We start from the raw sequence: 21,779 nt of genomic DNA on the forward strand, positions 1-21,779 counted from the left end.
CGGATGCACACCCTGCGTCTTCGCCCACTCCGTCAGATTCACACCGTGATCATAACACTCACCTGATCAAGGTTACGCTCACTAAATCGTGCTTGGAAATGAGGAGTTGAGAACCCCCCGGTCTCAGCTGGCTCATACCGCTCTTCCCCGGGCCGCATGAGCCAGCTGATGGCACCGAGAACGAGGCACGATTCCTGGACCGCTCGCGGACGCGGGCGTGGACGGTCGAAGTACGCCTCAGCTGACCCGAAGACCGACCGCCAGCGTCAGTTCAAGGACCCGGTGTGGCGATGCGAGATCCGGAAACAGCTCCCGCAGCTGCGACATCCGGTACCGGACTGTCTGAGGATGGACGAACAACGCCGCCGCCACCTCGTCCCGCCTGCCCTGGTGCAGCAGCCACGCCCGCAACGTTTCCTCCAGCCGCCGTGCGGTCGCGACCGGCAAGGTCCGCAACGGTGCGAGGGCTCGGGCACGCAGGTCTGCGAACGCGTCCACGTCGGCGCTCAGCACCAGCTCGGGCAGGTGGTCCTCGGTGTCGCGAATATCAGAGGAGAGGGAGCGCGCGCGTACGGCTCGTGCGTACGAGGCGGACGCACGAGTCCATGGCCGGGCCGGGCCGACCACGGCGGTGCGGTCGGTCAGCTGCCGCAAGAGATGTGATCGGTCGGCATCGGGGACGAGCAGCACACCGGTGGCGTCCGGCAGATCGTCGAGGACGAGGGTGCTCGGGTCGAGCGCGCGGTAGGCAGGCCGGGCCTCGGCGGCAGGCAGCAGGACCGCGGTCAGCGAAACCGGAGGCTGCCACCCGGCCCGTTGAACAGAGGCCAGCAGCACGTCCGGGCTCGCGCCGGCGAGGAGGTCGCGGGCCAGGTGTTCCAGGTGGCGCTCGTGGGCCCTGCCCCGGGCGGCCAGTTCGTCGGCGTGGCCCGCGGCGCTCGCGGCGGAGAGCTCGTCGATGTAGGCGAAGGTCAGCTCGGCGAACTTGGCGACCTCGGCGGCGGGCAGACCTGCGGGTACGGCACCCGCTGCCAGGCATCGCCAGGCCACGCGGGCGCCGACGCGGTAGGCGCTGAGCAGGGCGTCCATCGAACGGCCGTCGCGCACCTCGCCGCGGCCCAGCTCGTAGGCTGCGTCACCGGCGTCGCCGCCTGTGGCGTTCCCGCTCGCGAGGTCCAGGTAGTGCCCCAGGGCGGTGCGGACGGCTCGGCGGATGGTGCCGCCCATGTGGCCCGAAAGGGCGTTGGCGTAGGGAGGGACCTCGTCGATGATCGCCTGGACGACCTCGTCGGCGGTGGTCTTCAGCGCGGCCCGAAGTGCGGTGACCGTCGTCTCATCGAGGGCCGGTTCGCTGACCCTCCGGATTGCATGGCTCACGTTTTTGTTCCTTGCGAACAATTCAGCCGACCAGATTTACGTTCTGCGGTCAGGACTTTACGCCTTGAGGCGCAGCAAGCTGGAGTCATGACGAGTGCAGCCCTCCGCAGCAGGGCGTGGAAACTACTGGAGATGGTCACGACGCCGCTGCTGCCGTCGGACTACCTCGACCTGGTCAGCCCGCTGCGTGCGGGCGCTGACCTGCGTGGGCGCATCGAGGCCGTGCACCCCGAGACGGGTGACGCCGCGACTATCGTGATCAGGCCGGGACGGGGCTGGCGCGGCCACACGGCCGGTCAGTACGTGCGGATCGGGGTCGACGTCGACGGGGTGCGCCTGTGGCGTGCCTACTCCCTCACCTCGCCGACAAACCGCCAGGACGGCCGCGTCACGATCACCGTGAAGGCGATCCCGGACGGCAAGGTCAGCAACCACCTGGTCCGCAGGGCGAAACCGGGCACGCTGATCCAGCTCGACCAGGCGACCGGTGACTTCGTGCTGCCGCAGGCCAAGCCCGCCAAGGTGCTCTACCTGACGGCCGGCAGCGGCATCACGCCCGTGATGGGCATGCTGCGCGACATCGAGTTCGACGACGTCGTCATGGTCCACTGCGCGCCACAGCCGCAAGACGTGATCTTCCGCGACGAACTGCACGACCTGGTCGCGGACAAGAAGCTGCGGCTCACCGAGGTGCACACCGACACAGACGGCATGCTCGACATCGCCCGTCTCGACGAACTCGTGCCCGACTGGGCCGAGCGCGAGACCTGGGCTTGCGGGCCCGCGGGCCTGCTCGACGCCGCCGAAGAGCACTGGACCGAGCACGGCGTCCAAGAGCGCCTGCACACCGAACGCTTCCGCCCCAGCATCGTCGTCGCCGGCGACGGCGGCGAGGTCACGTTCAGCGCCACCGGCAAGACCGTCGACGCGGACGGCGCCACGCCGTTGCTGGACATCGGCGAGGAGGCCGGCGTGCTCATGCCCTCCGGGTGCCGCATGGGCATCTGCTTCGGCTGCGTCACGCCGCTCAAGGCGGGCACCGTCCGCGACCTGCGCACCGGCGAGATCACCGAGGCCGAGCCGGGCGTCCTCATCCAGACCTGCGTGTCCGCCGCGGCGGGCCCCTGCGACATCGAACGGTAGGAGCACCTTGACCGCCACCGACCCCACCGCCCACCTGACCGCGGAGCAGATCGAGGAGCTAGGCCGCGAGCTGGACGCGATCCGCGACGAGGTGATCGCCGGCCGCGGCGAGAAAGACGCCGCCTACATCCGCAAGGTCATCTCCGCGCAGCGCAAGCTCGAACTGGTCAGCAGGGGCGTGCTGCTGTTCTCGATCTTCCCGCCCGCGTGGCTGCTCGGCACCGCCGGGCTGTCCGTGGCGAAGATCATGGACAACATGGAGATCGGCCACAACATCCTGCACGGCCAGTGGGACTGGATGCGAGACCCGAAGATCCACTCCACCACCTGGGAGTGGGATCACGTCTCGCCGTCCGAGCAGTGGAAGCACTCGCACAACGAGCTGCACCACACGTACACCAACGTGATCGGCAAGGACAACGACCTCGGCTACGGCATCATGCGCGTCGACGAGGACCAGAAGTGGCACCCGTTCCACCTCGGCCAGCCGCTGTGGAACTTCATCAACGCCTGCTTCTTCGAGTACGGCATCGCAGCCTACGACCTGGAGCTCGGCAAGAACCTGCACAAGCGCCGCCGCAAGAACCCGGAGTTCCGCGCGCGGGCCAGGGCCGTGGGCCGCAAGATCCGCAAGCAGGTGCTCAAGGACTACGTGATCCATCCGCTGCTGTCGGGCCCGTCGTTCCTCACCACGCTCGCCGCCACGTTCACCGCGAATCTGGTCCGCAACATCTGGTCCCACTCGGTGATCATGTGCGGGCACTTCCCCGAGGGCGTGCAGGTCTTCGAGCGCCGGTCGATCAAGGGCGAGACGCGCGGCCAGTGGTACCTGCGCCAGATGATGGGCTCGGCGAACATCAGCGGCAGCAGGGCCATGCACTTCATGACCGGCAACCTGTCGCACCAGATCGAGCACCACCTGTTCCCGGACCTGCCGAGCAACCGGTATGCCGAGGTCGCGGTGAAGGTGCGCGCGCTGTTCGAGAAGTACGAGCTGGAGTACGTCACCGGCCCGCTGCCCAAGCAGGTGTTCTCCGCGTGGCACAAGGTCTTCCGGCTCTCGCTGCCGAACAAGAAGCCCAAGGTCAAAACGCCGGACCGCGAGCAGGAGCTCGTCGCCGCCTGATTCCCGGTATTGGTTCAGATCTCTCGGCCGTACCGGCGGCACCGCCGGCTTCGGTGAGATCCGTTGCGGACGGTGGGCGGCCGCGACATCAGACCGTACGACACGGGATCCGGGCAGCCCGGTGTCCGGCTGCGCTGCCTGGACGTGCGCCAGGAGCTCAGCACACAGCCCCCGGCGAGGTGCTGCAGTGCGCTGACCTGCCATGGTCGGGCCGGTAGTCGGGTGCGTACGCGCACTCGGTTTGCCGACGGGCGGGCTGGGTGGAAGGCATGGGCTGTGACGCGGACACTGCCGGAACCGATGCTCGCCGCCCCTGTGTCCGACCCTGCGCTGCTGCCGGGATGGGCGGGTGAGCCGAAATGGGACGGGTTCCGGGCAGGGGTCTCCGTCGACGCGGGCCAGGTGGTGCTGCGCTCCAGGCGCGGCACCGACATGGCGCCGGCCTTTCCGGAGGTTGTGGCCGGGGCTGCGCAGCTGCCGGACGCGACCGCGCTGGACGGCGAGCTGGTCGTGTGGGACGCCGCGGGCCGCCTCGCGTTCGAGCGGTTGCAGAACCGGCTTGCCCGGCGCGCTGCCGGAGCAGCCCGGGCGGCGGAGGAGTGGCCGGCCCACTTCGTCGCGTTCGATCTGCTGCGGCTGTCCGGGACGGACACGACCGGATGGCCGTACCGGCGGCGCAGGGCCGCACTGGAATCCGTGTTCGCCGCCCGCCGGATGTCGACGCCGTGGGCGCTGTGCCCGTCGACCACCGAGGCCGACGTCGTGCGCGAGTGGCTGACTTGGGCGTCGGAAGGAATGGAGGGGATGTTGCAGCCAGGGTTTGGTGTTGACCGATTGACCACCATGTTGCCGGTCCGCAGTTCTACCTGTCACGACCGCCTCTGTCTCTGAGCCCTGCGCAGGTCACGCCGAATCCTGTAGCAACGCCTGCATTCGGTCTCTACAGTCGCCAAGTCCGCCCGACATCACCGTGATGCTCAAAGAGCAAACCAGTGCCTGCAAGGCAGCACGCGACGCCATCGCCGCCGGCGGCGAGGTAGTGCTCTACGAGGGACAGCCGCCACAGTGGATGGTCGTCGGCATCGCTGCGACAAGGTTGAAGCGGTCGTTGAAGATCGGCCTGACGACCCTCGGCCTCGACGAGACCGTTGAGATCCTCCGCGCTCGGCACCGCGACGAGCAATTGCGTACCGGCAACATCGTCGCAGCAGACCGATCTTGGTTCTTCACCCTGTACTTCGACTCCACCGGGACCGAGCTCTTGGCATGCAGCGGTCTCAAAAACGAGCGTCGCTCGCAGGAGAATGGTCAGGAGCTCCAGCTGTAGAGGCCGCCACCCGTGTCCACCGCAGACGCCGCAAGCCGGGCAACTCCTTGCAGGACCGCCAGTAGATCATCGTCGGTCATGTCGTCCCCGTCCTCAGACCGGACCCGCGTGGACCAGCGGCCTGCAAGCTCTCCCAGCTCGGCGGAGCTCGCGTTGGCCAGCGCCCGGGTCAACCGCTGCGGCAGAGCGAACACCTCAACGCCGTCGTTCAAGGGGGCAGTGACCCACTCCGGCCACGCCCACCCAAGGAGCTGCTCAACCGGCGGGGCCTCGGCCGAAGGCTCCTCGAAGTACATGTCCCATTCGGCGATGGCACTGTCTGGCTCAATGAAACGGCAGGTCACTGACTCAAAGGCCTCACCAGGTCCCCGCAGGCGCGTCGCAGCAGCGGTCTCGTCGTCGGCGGCGAGGAAGAACCCTATGTCGTGGGCCATCTGAGCATGATGGCAGCCCGCCGAGCTGACGCGGGTGACGGATATCGAGGCCAGGTGACATCTGTCTCGACCAGTCACATGCGGCTGAAACTCCGCTCTGGGCTGCACGGCTTCTGTCAGTGGCCTCTGTCAGGATGCCCCGGTCAACATCGTGATCAGGAGAGACCATGGGCACTTGGGACGTTTGCCCCTTCGACAACGACACCGCAGCGGACTTTGGTGGTGACCTTGATCAGGTAGCTGCAGGCGAACGTGAGGGCATCGTCCGCAGTGCTCTCACACGTGTGATCGACACCGCGGCTTACCTCGAAGCACCCGAATCCGAGGTAGCCGTAGCCGCGGCCGCGCTCGTCGCGGCGCAGTGCCCCGGGGGTGAGCCGGCCGATCCAATTTATCGGCCGGAAGAGCCCCTCCCGGATCTCACTGGCCTGCGCGATCTCGCCCTTCAGGCCCTCGACCGCATCATGACCGAACCGTCCGAACTGATTGACCTATGGGCCGAGTCGGATGGCGGGCCCTGGCGCGCGAACATCCGCCGCCTGCAGAACGTGCTCCTGCCACAGCCATCGGGAGAACAGCTCAGCCTGATCTGACCCACCCCGACCCGCACCCGTCCTACCCGGAAGGTCATTATGAGCTGGGACGTCCTTCTCATGCGTCTACCCGCCGACGTCACCTCTGTGCACGAGATCCCCGCCGACTACACCCCGGACCCGCTCGGCCGGCGCGACGACGTACGCGCAGCTGTCACTCAGGCTTGCCCCGAAGCTGACCTCTCGGACCCAGCCTGGGGCGAGCTCTCCGGCCCGACTTGGTCCGTCGAACTCAACATCGGGTTGGAAGATCCGGTGGACTCGATCATGCTCCATATCCGGGGCTCCGGCGGCGACGCGGTGACGGACGTCTTCCGTCTTGCCGAGGCTCTGCGGTGCAAGGTGCTCGACTGTGCGAATGGGGACCTGATAACCCCAGGGCATACGTCAGGCTGGGAGGAATTCCAGGAGTACCGGGATCGAGCGCTCGGACCCTCTCAGTGATACCCCCTGGTCGCAGCACTAGCATCCGGCCCATGCACCCTGAATCCCGATCGAGCCTTGATGGCCTGCTCCCGCCCGGTCGGATGGTCACATCCGATGAAGGCGACGGAGATCGACAGCCCTTGTGGCTTAGTGACGGGCCAGCCGCGCCTGAGCTGTGGACGCGGATGTACACCGAACACGCACGTTCCGGCTTGTGGCCGCTGCTCCTCGACGCGCTGGACCCGAACGATGGCGAGTTCCGCCCTTGGGGGTCCGGGGAGGTCTTTCCTGAGCTGATCCGGCACTCGCTGGGTGACAGCTCGCTGGCGCACCTGATTGGTGGCGACGGAGTCGGTCATCGGGGGCGGCGGGGCAGCGGGGTGACAGCGCGGGCATCGTGAAGGGCGGCGCGCAGGAGGCCGTTGTCGATGCTCAGGCGTTGGATGGCGGCGATGGCGAGTTCGAGCTGTTCGGCGAGGTCGCGGTTGTCCCGTCGCAGCCGGGCGTTGTTGGCCTGGACTTTGCTGTAGGCGTCGGCTGCGGTCGTGCCGCTTGGCGTGCGCGCGATGGCGGCGAGCTCGGCACAGATGTCTGGGTAGTTGCGGCGGAAGGTGGTGTTGGCGAGGCCGAGGCGGGTGGCGAGGGCCAGCACGCTCGGGCGTCGGCCGGTCTCGGAGGTCAGGCTGTCGATGGCGGCGTGGACGTCGGTGCGGCTCGGCAGTGGGTGGCGGTGGGCCGTCACTGGGCGGTCCCGTTGGCGGTGAGAAAGGCGTGGATCGCGTCGCGGCGCCGGGCCAGGCCGGTGTGCAGCAGCGGTGGGAGGACGGGGCGGCCGCGGAGTCGGTGGTCGATGCGGTCGGCCTCGGTGGCAAGGGTGGTGGTGTTGTCGGCGGTCAGCGCAACGTTGCGGCATTCCAGCGGTTGGCAGTCGTGCGGGACTGGACCCGCTCGGCCTCCGGGGGCGGAGCGGGGTCGGCACAGTGCCTTGTCCGGGTTGAAGACGCAGGTGACGTAGGTGCCGGGGTAGACCTCGGGGTCGTGGCGGGCCAGGACGCGGCGCAGGCGGGCCAGGTCGGTGACGACGGAGCCGGTGAACCCGGTGCGGTGGTGGAAGTCGGCGAGCCGGACGGCTGCCTCGTGGGCGGCGGGGCCGCTCAGGTCGTGCTGGTGGTCGGTGGTGAGGGCGAGGAGGTGTTCGCCGCGCTGCATGGACTGTTCGGCTTCGACTTCGGCGCGGAAGCCGGAGTCGCTGGTGCCGGCGTAGCCCTCGAACATCTGGATGCCGAGGTGGCGGTACTGGACGGCTCCGGCGATGACGCCGCCGGGGCGGCGGGCGATGTACCAGGCCAGGGTGCGGCGGAACTGCCGGGCGGTCAGGTTCCAGGGCTTGCCGTGACCTCGGGGATCACGCCTGGGAGGCCGTAGTGATGGCAGTAGGCGTTGACCCAGGTGATCACGGGGTTGATCAGCTCGTTGCTGGATCGCAGCGTCATCGCTCCGGCCCGGATGCGCTCTGCCGGGTAGAGGCTGCGCAGGAGCAGGTTGGTGGCGGGCGGCTGGAGGCGTTCGAGGACGGCGACGGCACGGGCGGCCGGGGCGCCGATGATCCAGGTGGCGATGGTGCCGGCGGGGTCGCTCTCGCCCTTGAAGGCGAGGCTGGTGATCGTCCACCGGTAGGGGTGGCCGGAGCCGTCGAGCAGGGTGTGGGTGCTGCCGCGGCGCAGGTGCTTGATCTCGCTGTCGCGCATCCCGGACAGGTAGGCGATCAGGATGTAGCAGGCTCCTTGGAGCAGGCGGGCCAGGTCGAACGTGCTGAAGCGGGCGTGCGCGTCCCGGTCCTCGTGCCCGATGGGCTCGTCGGCCGCCAGGTGGGGCCAAGCGGTGGAGAGGTGGGGATGAGGGATGTGGCGCCATCCGGGGTGGCCGGTTTCCCGGCGGATGCGGTAGGCGTCGAGTGCGGTGAGGATGTCGGGGGCCAGGCCGTCGATGATGCGCAGGCACCAGGCCAGGAGCGGGCCCATGACGTGTTCGGGGATGCGGTGGGTGGTGTTCTCGGCGCGGGTGCGGCGGGTGCTGTTGCCCCAGTCCTCGCAGTCCAGCGGATCAACGGTGAGGCGGTCGCCGGGCAGCACGGTGCGGTAGCGGTAGAGCATACGGACCGAGCTCTGGGCGACCTCGCGGCTGGCTTCGCTGGGCAGTACGGCGTGCAGGTGCAGCGCGTAGGCGGCGAAGTCGTCGAGGGTCAGGTCGGCCAGGCGGGGCTGGCCGGGGCGGGCGGCGACCCAGTGGGTGAAGCGGAGCTGCTCGGTGAAGTGCCGGCGGATCGACATCATCTTCGGCCGCGGCTCGTTCAGCGGCAGCTTGCCGGAGAGCATCGCGGCGAAGAGGTCCTTCAGGGTGGGGACGAAGGTTGCCGGTGCTCGGGTGAAGTTGAGCCGGGTGGGGGCTTGGTGACGCTGCAGCAGCGCGGGGGCCAGCAGCCAGGCGTCGTCGTCGTAGCGCGCGGTGTCCTCCAGGCGGTGGCCGGGGGCCAGCGGACGGCCGGCGAGGACGAACCGGCTCCCGCCGATTCCCTCAGGCACTGGCGCGGATGCAGGGTTGGTCAGGGCTGCTGCCATGGTTCTTCCACCAGGTCGAGGTCGGCGTCGTGGTCAGTTTCGGGGTTGGCCTCGCGGACCTGTTCGGGGGTGAAGCGGGTGAGGACGTCGTGGCGGATCGCCGCGAAGGCAGGCCCGTACCGCTGCCACCAGACCTGCTCGTCCATCTGCCGGCGCCGCTTGTCCATCGCGTCCAGCAGGGCGAGCAGGCGGGGAAGGTGGCCGGGGGTGATGACGCCGCCAGGGAGCACCGGTCCGGGTCCGCCATGGCCAGCCGGAGTGAGGGACAGTGTCGGCTATGGCCGTTGTCCCTGCGCTGTGCAGGCTCGAGGCTCGCCAAACGGCGGGTTGCTGACAAACCAGCTCCCTGCGCGAGTCTGAAGCATCATCTGCTCATCGGCCTGCGGGCAGGGCGGTTTCAAAGTCCTGGTGCTCATGGATCTGTGCAGGTCACGGCAGTACGACGATGGCGTCCCGCCGGGTGGTGTAGGCCGTGAGAATCTACGCAGCAGGTCTGGCATTGGCTAGGACCGCACGGCTCGATATAAGCGATCGCCACCCGGATTCTGATCGCGTTAGCTGTGGGGCATGCCTGAACTGCGCACCGATCGTCTCCTGCTCCGCCGGTGGCGGGAGTCCGACCTTGAGCCGTGGGCGGCGATGAACGCCGATTCCGAAGTCCGAGAACACCTGGGGGAACTGCTGACGCGGGAGCAAAGCGATGCCACGGTGGCAGTCATGCAGGCCGAGTTCGACGACCGGGGATTTGGGTGGTGGGCGCTGGAAGCAAGGGAGACCGGTGAGTTCATCGGCCGCGTCGGCTTGGACGAGGTGGACGAGGACATGCCCTTCGCGGGGGTGGATATCGGATGGCGGTTGATGCGTTCGGCGTGGGGTCACGGTTACGCCACCGAGGCCGCCCTGGCATGCCTTGCCTTCGGCTTCGAGGCCCTCGGGCTGCCGGAGGTGGTTGCGTCGACGACCGTCAACAACCTTCGTTCCCAGGCGGTGATGCGCCGGATCGGCATGACCCGGGACCTGGCCGACGACTTCGAGGATCCGAGCGTGCCCGAAGGGCCGCTACGCCAGTGCGTGCTGTACCGGACCCCCGCAGAGATGCTCATGGACTACACCACGCGGCGGGACACCACCAGTACGACGGTGTATCGGTGACCCGCCACACACGCAACGAAGCTCCAGTTGAAGCAATGCCGCGTAGTTTGGCTGCGGGTGGTCTTGTCAACGGCGGTGTTTATGAGGGTGGTTGCTGGTCTGTGGGGATCCATGCTGACGTGAGCGCGTAGGTGCCGCGGCTTACTTTGCGTAGGAGTCCGTCTTTAGCCCAGCGGCTCAGCTGGGCGCACAGGCTGCGGAAGTGCGTGTACTCGAGCGCCTGGGCGATTTCCCTGGCTTGCCAGGGCCGATGGGGATCGGTGCGCAGGAGTTGGAGGGTGCGGTCCTTGCAGCCGTTCCCGTCTGGTGCGGTTGTCTGCTCTCGCGAAGCGCTCTGTGGGGCTTGAGGGGAGCCGGCCGTGGCTGGGCGGTGATGGATGTTGATGTCCAGATGGGTGATGTTCTGGCTGGTCAGGGGCCGTGCTTCGTCTGGCTTGAGGGGGTAGCGCGACATGGGGCACTTGACCCTGCGGGCACTGATACGTGAGCGGCGCGCAGGCAAAAGAGCGGTCACTACGGCATTGGTGATGGTGCTTTCCGCCCCGAAGGCCTCGCTGGCGGGCAGGACGCCACCAGCGCTGATCACCTGGTCGCGGGCGGCCTGGAGGGCGGCAGTGAAACTTGCCCGGTCTGGATCGGAGCCTGGTACGGACTCGACGGCGTCCACCATGGCGCTGCGCAGTACTTGGTAGAGGGTGAGGAGAGCCCACATTTCCTGTTCGAGGCCGAACGGGTCGCAGGATCGCAGTACCCGGCCGGCGAGCAGGGTATGGCGCAGGGAATAGAAGGCTGACTCGACTTCCCAGCGCTCGTGGTAGAGACGCACCAGGACCTCGGCTGGATCGGTGCGGTGGTCCAGCAGGGTGGTGGCCAGCCGGTAGTGGTCGCCGACGCGTTTTCCGTCGCTGGTGGTCACGGTGATGTGGGCCTCGACGATGCGGAGTTTCAGGCCGCCCAGGAGAGTGAGGAAGGAGCCGTCGGGCAGGGTAGCCAGCACCGCCGGTCGGCGCCTGGGATTGCAGCGGACCAGGAGCTGAGCACCGGTGTCGGCCACCGCGGCAAGGAAACTGTCCGCGTCGAAGCCGCGGTCAGCCAGTAGCAGCATCCTCGCGTTCAGCAGCGGCAGTAGCCGCGAGGCGTAGGCCGTCTCGCCGGTGCCCGTCGGTCCGAAGACCGCGCCGAGCAGTCCGCGGGTTCCCGTCTCGCACAGGGCCATCAGCCGCAGCGCCGGATAGCCGGCCAGGCCCCAGTGATGCTGGATCTTGCCCAGCACGGCGCGGATACGTGGCTGGTCGGGAGCTTTGAGCGAGCCGCAGCCGTCGAAGGCGACAGTCCGCCAGCGGCGGTAGCACACACCGGGCGTCGAGGGCTGGGCCAGCGGCCCGGCCAGCACGTCGAACAGCGCCTTCAGCGGCGCGGGACCCAGCCGACGGCGCAGGTCTCGTAGTGCCTTCTCGGAGGGACGGTGCAGCTTCAGCCCATGCAATCCCGCAACCAGTCTGTCCCAGACCCGCGCATATCCGAGCGAGGGGAACAGCGCCAAGGCCAGGACGAAGTACACCCCCACGCGGGAGGGCAACTGTCGCAGCCGCCGTTGGGTGGAGCAGGTACGAGCCAGGACATCGTCAACGAGTTCGAACGGAACGTAAGGGGTCAGCTCGCCCAGGTGTCCCGGGGCGAAGACGCCCTCGGCGACAGTGATGGTGCGGGTGAGTGTGCAGGTGGCAGACTGGCGAGGCAACGGGACCTCTCGTGGCAGGAAGATCTTGGTCGGTTTCCCTGCTCTACCAGAGGTCCCGTTCTCATACCGGCTGAACCCCCAAGGCCGCCCGCCAACTTGACCATGTCGCCCAAAACCTAACTACGCGGCATTGCCAGTTGAAGGGGTGACCTTCCCAAGTCGCCCTGCCCAACCGGAGCTTCGATGTGCCGTCAGTCTGCCAGTGTCTGTCTGATCAAGTCGCCTTCGCGTCAGCACCGCGGACTCGTCGGCTTGCCGACTCGGCTTGGGACGCTGGTGGATCCGCGATGCCGCAGGGGGAAACGGCACCCGTTCGTGAGCGTGCTGCTGGTGGCCTGCTCGGCCGTGGTAGCCGGTGCCCGGTCCTTCGCGGCGATCGGGCACTGGGCGCGAAGTGCCCCACAGGCCGCCCTCGCCCGACTCAGCGCCCGCACCGTCTCGGTATTCGGCGTCCGTCTCGCGCCGAGTACGGCGACGATCCGCCGGATCATCAACCAGGTCTGCCCCGGCGGCCTGGCCGACCTGCTGGGATGTGACCCGGCCGGGGCGGACACCCTCGCGGTGGACGGCAAGAGCGCCCGTGGTTCGCGCCATGGCGACACTCCGGCCGCGCATCTGCTCGCGGCGATCACCGGCACCGGGATGACCGTCACCCAGCTGCGAGTGCCGGCCAAGACAAGCGAAATCACCTGCTTCGCCGCCCTGCTGGCCTCCTACGACCTAACCGGCGTGGTCGTCACCGCCGACGCCCTGCACACCCAGCGCGACCACGGACGTTTCCTCGTCGAAGACAAGAAGGCGCACTACGCCTTCACCGTCAAGGGCAACCAGAAGGGCCTGCATCACCAGCTTCGCGCCCTGCCCTGGACGAAGGCGAGCGCGAAGTTCTACGACCGCACCGAAGGCCACGGACGGCTGGAGACCCGGGTAGTGCAAGCCCTGACCGTCACCGGCCTCGGCACGGACTTCCCGCACGCTGCCCAGGTCGCGAAGATCACCCGGCATCGCACCAACAGCAAGACCGGCAGGCGCACCCGCGAGACCGTCCACGTCATCACCGACCTGACCAGCCGACAGGCATCCCCCGAACGTCTCGCGACGATCGCCCGCTCGCAGTGGACCATCGAGAACCGGCTGCACTTCGTCCGCGACACCACCTTCGCCGAAGACGCCTCCAAAATCCGGACCGAGCACGGACCGGAGAACATGGCCACCCTGCGCAGCTTCGCCATCAACCTACTGCGAGCAGCCGGCCACACGAACATCGCCGCCGCCCTCCGCGAGATGTCCTACGAGCCGTTCCACCGCCCGCTGGACCTCCTCGGCATCAACTGACCAGTACCAATCCAAGATCAAAAGACTTTGACATCGCCCTGGCCTGCGGGACAGCCCACCTCCGCTGTCTGCCGATCTCGGTGAGCTACACCAGATGGCACGGCCTTTTCGCGTGAATTTGCTTCAGCACTCGAAGGAGTGGCAGTCCTGGGCTTCCGGCCGGGAAGATCCCTAGGCTCAACCGAGGGCGGCGCGTCCAAGGGCCGTGTCCGGACCGAAGGGAGCACAGATATGGCAGAGGCGGTACCGGGTGTGAAAGATGCCGACGCGGCGCCGGGCCATGACCTGCAGTCCCACAGGCAATGGATGACGGCGTTCTGGCATGCCAGCAGGATGGTCGGGAAAGTGCTGCCGACGGCCAGCACTGACTCACTGCGCTACATTGCGCCGAAGGACCATGAATTCTTTGAAGCTTTTTTCGGCAGGTACTGCCGAGAATTCCCTGTTACGCGGCACCTCAACCCGAAGCACGTGAAGGACCAGACGCACCTGACCGTCATGTCCTTCCCCAAGGTGCGGGATTTCCGCACCCTCGCCACGCTGAACCATGCCATGCTGGTGACTTTCTACGTCGATGACCATCGTCACCGGCTGGATCTGGTGAGACTCCTGGACGACAGCAGGGCAGACCCGGTGGTGCACGCGTTCATGAAATACATCAAGAGGGAAATCCACGACGCCTACGAAGGATACACGGACGCATTCCGGGAGTTCCTTGCCGGAAACCTGCTCCAAGGCAAGGTCAGACGGAGTGAACTCCTCTACAGCAGGGTGAAAAGCGTGACCATGGGCATCCTCCCTGTGCACTACGTCCGATGGTGTCTGTACGGACTTCCGGCCGAGAAATTCGGCACCTTGAAACTCCACAATTACATGCACTGGCTGGAACTCGACACGGTGCTGGTCAACGACCGGTATTCACTCGGCAAGGAATCAGACTCGAGCGAGTGGAACGCCATCGCGGCACACGACCTCAGCCACGAAGAGCTGACCGCCATGATCGACGACAACTACGCCCACCTGATCGCAGCCCTGGGGGAACTGCTGGCGACCGAGGAAGACAAGACATGCGTAGCTGCGTATGAAGATTTCAAGATCTGCGCGGATGCGACGAAAACCTGGGAGGAGTTCTCTCCCAGGTACCACACCGCCCACAGCAGCAGGGAGACCGAAGGGCCGGGAAGCAGTCAGCCGGCGAATCACCGCTTCTCGTACGGGCCGACCGGCCTGGGAACGCAGGGACTTCGACTGGGCATCAGCAGCACCAGTCGCCGCCCTGTTGCGGACTTGAGGCCCGCGGACACGCGGCTCAGGCTCGTCAACGACACGACGACGCCCTGGCAACGTCGTCTCCACTAGCGGGCGATGTGCCGCAAGGCGGCGTTGCCCGAATCGAGAACGATCGCCGTCGAGGCTGATGCGGCCTGGAGATCGGACGCGAGAGCGCCGGTCGATCCTCCCCACGACCTGGACGTTCGAGGCCGTGTCGATCGGCCGTCGAGGACGGGTGCCCAGCGATCCTGTACACACGCGGTGCCCAGCACCGATGGATTAGGGAGAAGGAGAGCGATCAGCATGACCACGGTCGACGCGCTCGGCACCAGATCGTCGCCGAAGGACTCAAAGAGATCTACTTCCAGGACGGCGGAGGCCGCGCCACAGAACTCGACGAGCAATGGACGTTGATCGAACCGTACCTGCCGATAGGTGACTACGGCCTTTACCCTAGTGCCAGGCATCGAGAGCGTGGGGGTCCCGACCGTGGTCGGAGCCCCACGCTCCGAGCTGTATATCCGAGGAATCAGGCGCCGCTCCATCCAGACAGCGGGGCTGGGCCCTCCCCTTCTCCACCGTCCAGGGAGTCAACGCCCGACACCCACCGGGTCATGCGCGTTCTTGCGGCTCTTCCTGAAGGGCCGCCCGATGCTCCCGCCCATCGGACGCGAGCGGCTCCGCCGGGCGGCCCTCCAATTCCCGCTGCCTGGCGGCCAGGGCCCTCGCCAGCATCTTCGCCCGGTAGGGGTTCGACGTACCGAGGGCCTTCGCCACCTCCACGGCCTCGTCCAGCAGGGCCAAACGTCGCTCAGGCAACTCCCGCACCAGGGGCGACGCGCTCGCCTCCACCAGGACGTACGCCAGCTTCGACCCGTACGCCTCCGGCTCGACCTGTGTCAGAAGGCGGTAGATCCACAGCCCCTCGGCACCGCGCACCACCCGCCGGTTGGCACTGAGCAGCCTGACCCTCGCCAGCACAACCATGTCCTGATCCATCGATCCCCTTCGTCCCCCCACCCCCGACCGGTGCACGTCACACGGCGAGACAGCACAGCGAACGCGCCGACAACCGAGAAAGGTTGCCGACAGGTTGACCGGAGAGTGGATGACGACGAGTCTGGCGCGCGGTACCAGCTGCCACAAGGTCGAAAGGACGTGCCGTGCGTCCTACCGAAACCGCCTCCGAACAGGCATGATGGACCTGACACTCACTCAAGTCCCGCTGCCACCCCTTGCGTCGACTCAGCCACGGCATCCTGTGCATTAGTGCCAGTTTCTGACCCGGGTTTGAGTAGCTTTGGGGCCTAGGCTGGCCGGGTGTCCGAGGGCGCCGGGCAAGCCGGAGAACGAGTGTGCGCGGGCTGCGGTGAACGGCTGTGTCCGGAAGCACCGGCCCGCGGCCGTGTACTGCTCGGCGGCACGTCGTTTCCAGGCAGTGGCGTCGGGACCGTCGGCTGCGCAAGCAGGTGGCCGCAGCCTGGTCACCTACCCCGAAACCGTCGCCTCGCCCGCACACTCACCGCCCCGCCTCGGCAGCAACATAACGACGTCCTCAACCTCATCGCCCACCGGTTAAACCTCGCCCGCCTGACCCCAGCGCGAACGATCCACTCCGCGTCTTCCTCTCCCACACACACCACTGACCAGCACAAACCGGAAGCGGGCCCAGAGAACGCAGCCGCCTATAAACGCACCACTACATCTACGGGAAACCCAAGATCATTTCCACACAACTACCAAACCCCAGGCCAACCACCCGAACGACCAAACCGAACACCCCGCCAAGCCACGCCCATCACACCCGGACGCGGCCGCTCCATCTGCCCTGAGTCCCACCCTCAAGACGGGACAACGGACCAAAGCAACGATGCCCCCTGAAGATCACCGCTCCGTCACACGAGAGAGCCCGGTCGCCTGGCTTTCTCCCGAGAAGCCCGTGGTCCCTGACGTCAGCTGCGGCTACTCGATGTTGACGTCCTCGAAGGCGAGCGTGACTTCCCCACCTTCCGCGTCAACCGACGCATTGACGAGCTTGAGGACATGAACAGCCTCGCCCTCACCGTTGGAAATGGTCAGGATGGCATCCTCGGCGCCGCTCACGCCTGCGGCGGCAAGAGCCTGAGCCTGATCCGGCTCCAGCACCAGTTTGATCTGCCCGGGCTGCACTGCCTGGGGGCTCACGGGGCGCATGACGAGGTCCCCCTGAGGGGTGTTCTGCCTCACCTCGATCGACTCTTGCCCGGACGAGATGCCGCGGACCGACTTGTGACCGAGGGGCCCCGGCGAGGGGCCCCTCTCTGGGACTCCGGTCTCATCCCGTCCTGAGCATGAAACGGCGGGATGCCGAGCCAGCGGGTTTCATGACCAAGCTCTGACGTCTCCTGGCGGTGAAGGCGCGTCCAGGGCAGTCGAGTTGGCCGTCGGGTACGGTCAGGCCGGAGCGATCCGGATTCGGCGGTGGAGGCGAGCCACCGGCCGGGGCGGCATCGCGCTGGCTGGGATACCAGGACTCGAACCTGAACTAACGGAACCAGAAACCGTCGGGCTGCCAATTACCCCATATCCCAATTGCCCCGAAGACCGCGGGATCTAAGGCCAGTCGGGGCGTGTCCTGCCGCGTATAACAACGCAGTACGGCCATGTGCCTAATCTACGCATTGTCTCCGTGATGCTCGGTGATGTGCCGTGCGTGTCGATCGGGCTTTTGGGTTTGTTGTGGGGTGGGGCTTGTCGATGACCCGGCCGGTGCCGGGGAAGATTTCACTTTCATGCCCGTCTTGGTAGCGGACACGATAAGCGGATGTGCCGTTGGCGCCGAGGATCTCGATCTCGGTGGCACGGGTTCCGGAGTTCCGACCATACGGCCAGTGAACCGCAGGACGTCGCCAACCTGTGCCTGCACCTCTCCTCTCCCAACGTCCGTTGAGTACGTGGTGTCGCGGGGCGACAAGCAGCCCCTCCCACCTGGGGGGATCAGGTCCCGCCCCACTCGCCTGGGCCTGACCCCTCATGTCGTGTGCCATCGCGGGTTACTTCAGGGGCGGGTTGATCCTGCCACGTGCAGTAGATGGGGCCGGCCTCCTGCCGGAACATGCTGGGGGAGGCTGGCTCAGAGCAGTGGGCGCGCGTCGGGAAGATCTGCGCCGACGCTGCGACCGCGTCGACGCCGGGCATCGGGCCGGCTCGAGGCCCGCAGCAGAGTGTGGAGCTGATCGAGCGAGCGGGGCGCGCAGGTGTGGTCGTGGTGGCCAGCAGCAGGGCGGCGAGGCCTGCCGCGCCGCAGGGACGGCTTACCGGTCGCCGGATCCGATCGGGGGGATTCCCCCCCGACTGAGCGGCTCGCCGGATTGCGGTCGGGACGACTCCACCTTAGCGTCAACACGTCGGAATTAGTCCGAAAACGCCAACATAATCCCTTATGTTGGCTTTCCCGTGGCGTCGAATGGAGCCTTCATGTCGGTGATGACCGGTACCCAGCCCCAGCAGCAGTTCGGCCAGCAGGCCGGTGCCCCGCAGCAGCAGCTCGCGCAGGTGGTCCAGCAGTCCATCCAGCAGGCGTGCCAGCAGGCGAGCCAGCAGATCGCGCAGCGCATGCAGCAGACGCTGCAGCAGATCCAGCAGGTCCAGCAGCAGCTTCAGCAGCAGGGCCTGGCCCACCAGGCGCACCCGTACCTGGCCGTCGCGCTGCACCGCACGCTGACCGAGGGTGTCCGCCACGCGGTGGAGCAGTCCGTGCAGCAGGCGCTGCCGACCGCGATCCTGACGCTGGTGCAGCAGAGCCAGCAGGGTCAGCAGGGCCAGCAGGGCCAGCAGCAGTGGGGTGGCGGGTTCGGCCAGCAGTCGTTCGGTCAGCAGTTCCCGCAGTACCAGCAGCCTGGCTTCGGCTACGGCCAGGTGGGTCAGCCCTTCGGTATCGGCTGACCTCTGGCGGCGCGCGATGCGGTGTGCTCCGGGACTGGTTCCCGGGCGCACCGCATCACCGTGGAGGCGCAAGCCGCCCGTTATCCGGCTCAGAAGCAAAAGGACCGACGTAGACGTGGTGAAGGTGGACGTGATGGTCAAGGACAGGCCCGGAAGCAAGCCCCGAAACAACCGCGAGAGCGAAGCCGAGGGCGCGGGGGCCGGCGGGCCGGGCCCCGAGGACGAACAGGCGGCGCCGCGCAAGAAGGCCGCACCGTCGCCGATCGCGGTGCAGCCGCGCCGGCAGCGGTACATGGTGACACCGCTGCCGCAGCAACTGCTCCCGCCGGGGGTGTCCGAACTGAGCATGGACGCGGTACGCGACCGGCTGGAGAGCATGCCCGACGTCAAAGTGATCCGCCAACTCCAGCCATCAAAGAAGCTGCAGTCGGCCGGGGTCCTCCCCTCCTGCCCGGAGATCGCGGTCGTCGAGGCGGCCGAGACCCAGCTGCCCGTGATGCGAACACTGCACGTGCACATCGAACCCGACCTGCCGCTGTCCGGCACCGGACCCGCCGCCACGCCGACCGCAGGGACGCTGCCACTGCGCGACCCGGGACTGGTCATGCCGCTGGAGAAGCCAGTGGAGATCTCGCTGCGCGTCTGCGGCCCGGGCGGCGAACCGCTGGCCGGCGCGGGTGTGTTCCTGATCGGGGCGACCTGGCCGAGCCAGGGCATCACCGGGGCCGACGGCACCGTCACCGTCACCCTGGCCACGGAGACCGAACAGTCCATCCAGTCCCTGTACGTCCGCCCCAGAGGCGGATACACCGACCGCTGGATCCACCGTCCCGACCTGTCGGCGACCCAGGAAAACCTCGTCACCCTCACCCCGCTGGCCCAGGTGTACCCGGAGCTGGAGGAACGCCAGCAGTACGGCTGGGGCCAGCAGGCCATGCGGCTGGACCGGCTGCCCCCCACGTTCCGTGCCTTCGGCATCAAGATCGCGGTCATCGGTTCAGGCGTCAGCGCCGAGCACCCCGATCTGAAGCAGCGGGTGCGCTCCGGGGTCGATGTCGTGCGCGGCACGGACGAGGGCTGGGCGCACGACCCGGTCGGCAGCGGTACCCACACGGCCGGGATCATCGCCGGGGCGGACACCGGCAAGGGCGTCATCGGCATCGCCGTCGACGCCGAACTCGAGGTCTGCCAGGTGCTGCCCGACGGGCATTTCAGCGACCTGATCGCCGCCCTGGACCACTGCATCGAACGCGAGGTCGACATCGCCCACGTCGCGGTGGCGACCCCGTACCCGTCGGCGCTGGTCTCCCGCAAACTCGCCGACGCGGCCGCGGCGGGCATCGCCTGCGTCGCCCCGGCGGGCGACACCGGCGGGCCGGTCGCCTTCCCCGCGTCGCTGCCCACCGTGCTCGCCGTGGGCGCTCTGGGAGCCTTCGGCTCCTACCTGCAAGATACCTCCCACGCCAGCCATTCGGGGCCGCAGCTGACATCGGAAGGTCTCTTCGCCGCCCCGTTCAGCTGCTACGGCCCCGGCCCCGGCGTCGATGCGGCCGCCCCCGGTGTGGCGGTCCTGTCGTGCGCGCCGGAGGGCGGATACGCGGCCCTCGACGGCACCGGCACGGCCTCGGCCCACGTCGCCGGCCTCGCTGCCCTCGTTCTTGCGCACCACGAGGACTTCCACGGCCAGTTGCTGCCTCGGGGACCCGGCCGGGTGCACCATCTGTTCGAGATCATCGCCGCGAGCTGCCGCCCACTGGCCGCCCCGGGCACGGTGGAGGCGGCCCGCGTCGGACTCGGCCTGCCCGACGCCCTCGTCGCCCTCGGCCTGGCCCCTGGAGTCCAGCTCGCTCCGGCCCTGGCGCCCTTCGCCCCCTCCATGACCGGGTAGGTCCCTACTCGGTCATGGAGGGGGCGACCACACGGAACGGCACCCGCCCCTCGGGGCGCGTGCCGTTCGGGTTGCATTGACGCTACCCGCGCAGGACGGCGCGGCCGCGGAGTTCGGCTTCATGTTGGCCAAGACCCGGTCCCGCAGCAACTTGCTGAGCGTGGCGAGGCCTGAGCATGACCGCGCGGCAACTGCGCGATGCCTCCGTGAGGTCGCGAGGCTTAGTCGCGAGCCGCAGGGATGTCGATGCGCCGGCCGGTCCGCAGGCGGGACAGTGTCAAGACCGGCGCGGCGGCAAGAAGCAGCGCGAGCGCCGCGTATCCGGCTGTCAGAGTCGATGCCGCGGCCACGGCGGCGACCAGCAACGGACCGCCTGCATCGCCCAGTTCGCGGCCGAGTTCCGCGGCGCCCATGGTCTGGCCCATCCGCTCCTGTGGGGTGGCCGCGGCCAGGGCGGTGAAGGCGACCGGGGTGATCACCCCCGTTCCGGCACCGATGCCGACGGCGGCCAGCAGAACCCCGGCGATGCCGGGCAGCATCGCCGCGGCCAGCCCCGCGGCGGTCAGGGCAAGCCCGGCGGTGATCCATCCGGCGTCCAGGGCGCGGCCCGCCCGGGTTTGAACGAGTGCGGCGCAGGCGGCCAGTCCGGAGACGGCCGCGCCGGTGGCGACCGGACCCAGGCCCGCCGCAGCGCCGGAGACGGGCAGGAAACCGACCCCGACCGACAGTGCGGCAGTGGCGGCGGCCAGCGCGGCGGTCGGCCGCAGGAAGTCTCGCGCAGAGCGGCCTCACACATCCGCGAGAGACGGAAGACGTGTACCAAGACACCGGTGACGGTGCCATCTTCGTGTTCCCTGCACGAGACACCGCACGGCTGGTGGACCCTCTGCTCAGACACCTGAACGCGGCCCTCGGCCGCTACAACCGAGACCGTCTGGCCAGCTCGCCCGCCATTCTGCTGCGAGCGAGCGTGCATGCCGGACCGCTGTCCCGGCACTGAGTGACGTCACCAGCGATGACTTCCTCCCCCCGCCCCCATACAGGGGCCCGAGGCTTCCCCGAGCACTCACCTATTCGGCGAGGGATGGCGGATCGCCCTCGCGGACACGGAAACGACCGGCCAAGCCCACGCCGCGCTGGGGGCCTGACTGGACTCCCCGCACCTCGCCGACGACCAAATCCTGCACCTGGCCGCGGCAGCCTGCGCGGACACATCGGCCAACAGAGCACCTCCGCACTGCTCGTGGGAACCACGGACAGCGGCACAGTCGGACTTGCCCGGCGTCGGACCCTGCTCAACCAGCTCATCACCGAGCAGACAACTGCGCTCGCCCAGTCCGACTCCACTGCCCCGGCCGAAGACACTGCCGAGCCCGGCGCCGACAGCCACGGCCTGCCCGCAGCGTGAGAATCCTGCCCTGGC

24 protein-coding genes and 1 tRNA gene are annotated in these 21,779 nt (G+C 67.9%); 13 read left to right on the forward strand and 12 right to left on the reverse strand.

The annotated features are described in order from the left end of the window. Window positions 1-237 precede the first annotated feature (237 nt). Window positions 238-1,377, reverse strand: coding sequence for a helix-turn-helix domain-containing protein (locus AB0D27_RS28395; RefSeq protein WP_362514483.1), 1,140 nt, complete (start codon window positions 1,375-1,377; stop codon window positions 238-240). An 87-nt stretch (window positions 1,378-1,464) separates the two neighbouring features. On the opposite strand from AB0D27_RS28395, the gene AB0D27_RS28400 reads away from it, so the two are divergent. The 4 genes from AB0D27_RS28400 to AB0D27_RS28415 all read left to right on the forward strand — a co-directional run bounded on the left by AB0D27_RS28400 (window position 1,465) and on the right by AB0D27_RS28415 (window position 4,973). Continuing rightward, window positions 1,465-2,520 carry a ferredoxin reductase gene (locus AB0D27_RS28400; RefSeq protein WP_362514485.1) on the forward strand — a complete coding sequence of 352 codons (1,056 nt, stop codon included), beginning with the start codon at window positions 1,465-1,467 and terminating at the stop codon, window positions 2,518-2,520. Between the two features lie 7 nt (window positions 2,521-2,527). Continuing rightward, on the forward strand, window positions 2,528-3,646 hold the full coding sequence (locus AB0D27_RS28405) for an acyl-CoA desaturase (RefSeq protein ID WP_362514487.1): 1,119 nt from the start codon (window positions 2,528-2,530) through the stop codon (window positions 3,644-3,646). Window positions 3,647-3,922: 276 nt separating this feature from the next. Next, window positions 3,923-4,537, forward strand: a complete 615-nt coding sequence (locus AB0D27_RS28410; RefSeq protein ID WP_362514490.1) for a hypothetical protein — start codon at window positions 3,923-3,925, stop codon at window positions 4,535-4,537. 82 nt (window positions 4,538-4,619) lie between these two features. Next, the gene (locus AB0D27_RS28415; RefSeq protein WP_362514493.1) at window positions 4,620-4,973 is read left to right on the forward strand and encodes a hypothetical protein; all 354 of its coding nucleotides are present in this window, start codon (window positions 4,620-4,622) and stop codon (window positions 4,971-4,973) included. Here AB0D27_RS28415 and AB0D27_RS28420 read toward each other — a convergent pair. Then, a complete protein-coding gene (locus tag AB0D27_RS28420; protein ID WP_362514495.1) occupies window positions 4,955-5,407 on the reverse strand; it encodes a hypothetical protein in 453 nt (150 codons plus the stop codon). The two genes, AB0D27_RS28415 and AB0D27_RS28420, sit on opposite strands and share 19 nt — an antisense overlap. 167 nt (window positions 5,408-5,574) lie before the next feature. Between AB0D27_RS28420 and AB0D27_RS28425 the strand changes: the two genes are divergently transcribed. Next, the gene (locus tag AB0D27_RS28425; RefSeq protein ID WP_362514498.1) at window positions 5,575-6,000 is read left to right on the forward strand and encodes a DUF4259 domain-containing protein; all 426 of its coding nucleotides are present in this window, start codon (window positions 5,575-5,577) and stop codon (window positions 5,998-6,000) included. A gap of 60 nt (window positions 6,001-6,060) precedes the next feature. Next, window positions 6,061-6,444: a hypothetical protein gene (locus AB0D27_RS28430; RefSeq protein ID WP_362514501.1), complete on the forward strand. Its 384-nt coding sequence runs from the start codon at window positions 6,061-6,063 to the stop codon at window positions 6,442-6,444. A 337-nt stretch (window positions 6,445-6,781) separates the two neighbouring features. Here AB0D27_RS28430 and AB0D27_RS28435 read toward each other — a convergent pair whose 3' ends face one another. The 4 genes from AB0D27_RS28435 to AB0D27_RS28450 all read right to left on the reverse strand — a co-directional run bounded on the left by AB0D27_RS28435 (window position 6,782) and on the right by AB0D27_RS28450 (window position 9,274). Beyond that, window positions 6,782-7,168, reverse strand: coding sequence for a hypothetical protein (locus tag AB0D27_RS28435; RefSeq protein WP_362514504.1), 387 nt, complete (start codon window positions 7,166-7,168; stop codon window positions 6,782-6,784). Next, the gene (locus tag AB0D27_RS28440) at window positions 7,165-7,701 is read right to left on the reverse strand and encodes a hypothetical protein (RefSeq protein WP_362514507.1); all 537 of its coding nucleotides are present in this window, start codon (window positions 7,699-7,701) and stop codon (window positions 7,165-7,167) included. The genes AB0D27_RS28435 and AB0D27_RS28440 overlap by 4 nt, the downstream gene beginning before the upstream one ends. Window positions 7,702-7,799: 98 nt before the next feature. Continuing rightward, window positions 7,800-9,044 (reverse strand): hypothetical protein, encoded by a 1,245-nt coding sequence (locus AB0D27_RS28445; protein WP_362514510.1) that lies wholly within the window; start codon window positions 9,042-9,044, stop codon window positions 7,800-7,802. Further along, window positions 9,029-9,274 carry a hypothetical protein gene (locus AB0D27_RS28450; RefSeq protein ID WP_362514513.1) on the reverse strand — a complete coding sequence of 82 codons (246 nt, stop codon included), beginning with the start codon at window positions 9,272-9,274 and terminating at the stop codon, window positions 9,029-9,031. Before AB0D27_RS28450 ends, AB0D27_RS28445 begins: the two co-directional genes overlap by 16 nt. Window positions 9,275-9,611: 337 nt before the next feature. Here AB0D27_RS28450 and AB0D27_RS28455 point away from each other — a divergent pair, with 337 nt between their 5' ends. After that, window positions 9,612-10,196 carry a GNAT family N-acetyltransferase gene (locus tag AB0D27_RS28455; protein WP_362514515.1) on the forward strand — a complete coding sequence of 195 codons (585 nt, stop codon included), beginning with the start codon at window positions 9,612-9,614 and terminating at the stop codon, window positions 10,194-10,196. A 79-nt stretch (window positions 10,197-10,275) separates the two neighbouring features. On the opposite strand, the gene AB0D27_RS28460 is transcribed toward AB0D27_RS28455, so the two are convergent. Beyond that, complete coding sequence (locus tag AB0D27_RS28460) at window positions 10,276-11,937, reverse strand: IS4 family transposase (protein ID WP_362514518.1); 1,662 nt, start codon at window positions 11,935-11,937, stop codon at window positions 10,276-10,278. A 315-nt stretch (window positions 11,938-12,252) separates the two neighbouring features. Between AB0D27_RS28460 and AB0D27_RS28465 the strand changes: the two genes are divergently transcribed. Together AB0D27_RS28465 and AB0D27_RS28470 are read left to right on the forward strand one after the other, a co-directional pair. Next, window positions 12,253-13,272 carry an ISAs1 family transposase gene (locus AB0D27_RS28465; protein ID WP_362514520.1) on the forward strand — a complete coding sequence of 340 codons (1,020 nt, stop codon included), beginning with the start codon at window positions 12,253-12,255 and terminating at the stop codon, window positions 13,270-13,272. 231 nt (window positions 13,273-13,503) lie between these two features. Next, window positions 13,504-14,631 (forward strand): hypothetical protein, encoded by a 1,128-nt coding sequence (locus AB0D27_RS28470; protein ID WP_362514523.1) that lies wholly within the window; start codon window positions 13,504-13,506, stop codon window positions 14,629-14,631. A gap of 525 nt (window positions 14,632-15,156) precedes the next feature. Here the strand turns inward: AB0D27_RS28470 and AB0D27_RS28475 are convergent. The 4 genes from AB0D27_RS28475 to AB0D27_RS28490 all read right to left on the reverse strand — a co-directional run bounded on the left by AB0D27_RS28475 (window position 15,157) and on the right by AB0D27_RS28490 (window position 17,570). After that, complete coding sequence (locus AB0D27_RS28475; RefSeq protein ID WP_362514526.1) at window positions 15,157-15,543, reverse strand: hypothetical protein; 387 nt, start codon at window positions 15,541-15,543, stop codon at window positions 15,157-15,159. A 963-nt stretch (window positions 15,544-16,506) separates the two neighbouring features. Next, complete coding sequence (locus AB0D27_RS28480; RefSeq protein ID WP_362514529.1) at window positions 16,507-16,728, reverse strand: hypothetical protein; 222 nt, start codon at window positions 16,726-16,728, stop codon at window positions 16,507-16,509. Window positions 16,729-17,039: 311 nt separating this feature from the next. Further along, a tRNA-Gln gene (locus AB0D27_RS28485) sits at window positions 17,040-17,114 on the reverse strand. A gap of 78 nt (window positions 17,115-17,192) precedes the next feature. Then, entirely contained in the window at window positions 17,193-17,570 is a 378-nt protein-coding gene (locus AB0D27_RS28490; protein ID WP_362514532.1) for a DUF1918 domain-containing protein, read from the reverse strand. Window positions 17,571-18,000: 430 nt separating this feature from the next. On the opposite strand from AB0D27_RS28490, the gene AB0D27_RS28495 reads away from it, so the two are divergent. Continuing rightward, window positions 18,001-18,468, forward strand: coding sequence for a hypothetical protein (locus AB0D27_RS28495; RefSeq protein ID WP_362514535.1), 468 nt, complete (start codon window positions 18,001-18,003; stop codon window positions 18,466-18,468). Between the two features lie 115 nt (window positions 18,469-18,583). Further along, on the forward strand, window positions 18,584-20,356 hold the full coding sequence (locus AB0D27_RS28500) for a S8 family serine peptidase (RefSeq protein WP_362514538.1): 1,773 nt from the start codon (window positions 18,584-18,586) through the stop codon (window positions 20,354-20,356). 221 nt (window positions 20,357-20,577) lie between these two features. Here AB0D27_RS28500 and AB0D27_RS28505 read toward each other — a convergent pair whose 3' ends face one another. After that, window positions 20,578-20,895: a hypothetical protein gene (locus tag AB0D27_RS28505; RefSeq protein WP_362514541.1), complete on the reverse strand. Its 318-nt coding sequence runs from the start codon at window positions 20,893-20,895 to the stop codon at window positions 20,578-20,580. 308 nt (window positions 20,896-21,203) lie between these two features. On the opposite strand from AB0D27_RS28505, the gene AB0D27_RS28510 reads away from it, so the two are divergent. Together AB0D27_RS28510 and AB0D27_RS28515 are read left to right on the forward strand one after the other, a co-directional pair. Beyond that, complete coding sequence (locus AB0D27_RS28510; RefSeq protein ID WP_362514544.1) at window positions 21,204-21,356, forward strand: hypothetical protein; 153 nt, start codon at window positions 21,204-21,206, stop codon at window positions 21,354-21,356. Window positions 21,357-21,599: 243 nt separating this feature from the next. Further along, window positions 21,600-21,764 carry a hypothetical protein gene (locus tag AB0D27_RS28515; protein WP_362514546.1) on the forward strand — a complete coding sequence of 55 codons (165 nt, stop codon included), beginning with the start codon at window positions 21,600-21,602 and terminating at the stop codon, window positions 21,762-21,764. The last annotated feature ends 15 nt before the right edge of the window (window positions 21,765-21,779 follow it).

Source organism: Streptomyces sp. NPDC048415, assembly GCF_040651675.1.
Classification (GTDB): domain Bacteria; phylum Actinomycetota; class Actinomycetes; order Streptomycetales; family Streptomycetaceae; genus Streptomyces.

Bases quoted from the DNA above. Each gene is read 5' to 3' on its own strand.
- AB0D27_RS28400 (WP_362514485.1), top strand. From the start codon at position 1,465: ATGACGAGTGCAGCCCTCCGCAGCAGGGCGTGGAAACTACTGGAGATG.
- AB0D27_RS28415 (WP_362514493.1), top strand. From the start codon at position 4,620: ATGCTCAAAGAGCAAACCAGTGCCTGCAAGGCAGCACGCGACGCCATC.
- AB0D27_RS28420 (WP_362514495.1), bottom strand. From the start codon at position 5,407: ATGGCCCACGACATAGGGTTCTTCCTCGCCGCCGACGACGAGACCGCT.
- AB0D27_RS28425 (WP_362514498.1), top strand. From the start codon at position 5,575: ATGGGCACTTGGGACGTTTGCCCCTTCGACAACGACACCGCAGCGGAC.
- AB0D27_RS28430 (WP_362514501.1), top strand. From the start codon at position 6,061: ATGCGTCTACCCGCCGACGTCACCTCTGTGCACGAGATCCCCGCCGAC.
- AB0D27_RS28440 (WP_362514507.1), bottom strand. From the start codon at position 7,701: ATGTTCGAGGGCTACGCCGGCACCAGCGACTCCGGCTTCCGCGCCGAA.
- AB0D27_RS28445 (WP_362514510.1), bottom strand. From the start codon at position 9,044: ATGGCAGCAGCCCTGACCAACCCTGCATCCGCGCCAGTGCCTGAGGGA.
- AB0D27_RS28455 (WP_362514515.1), top strand. From the start codon at position 9,612: ATGCCTGAACTGCGCACCGATCGTCTCCTGCTCCGCCGGTGGCGGGAG.
- AB0D27_RS28470 (WP_362514523.1), top strand. From the start codon at position 13,504: ATGGCAGAGGCGGTACCGGGTGTGAAAGATGCCGACGCGGCGCCGGGC.
- AB0D27_RS28475 (WP_362514526.1), bottom strand. From the start codon at position 15,543: ATGGATCAGGACATGGTTGTGCTGGCGAGGGTCAGGCTGCTCAGTGCC.
- AB0D27_RS28490 (WP_362514532.1), bottom strand. From the start codon at position 17,570: ATGGCACACGACATGAGGGGTCAGGCCCAGGCGAGTGGGGCGGGACCT.
- AB0D27_RS28495 (WP_362514535.1), top strand. From the start codon at position 18,001: ATGTCGGTGATGACCGGTACCCAGCCCCAGCAGCAGTTCGGCCAGCAG.
- AB0D27_RS28505 (WP_362514541.1), bottom strand. From the start codon at position 20,895: ATGCTGCCCGGCATCGCCGGGGTTCTGCTGGCCGCCGTCGGCATCGGT.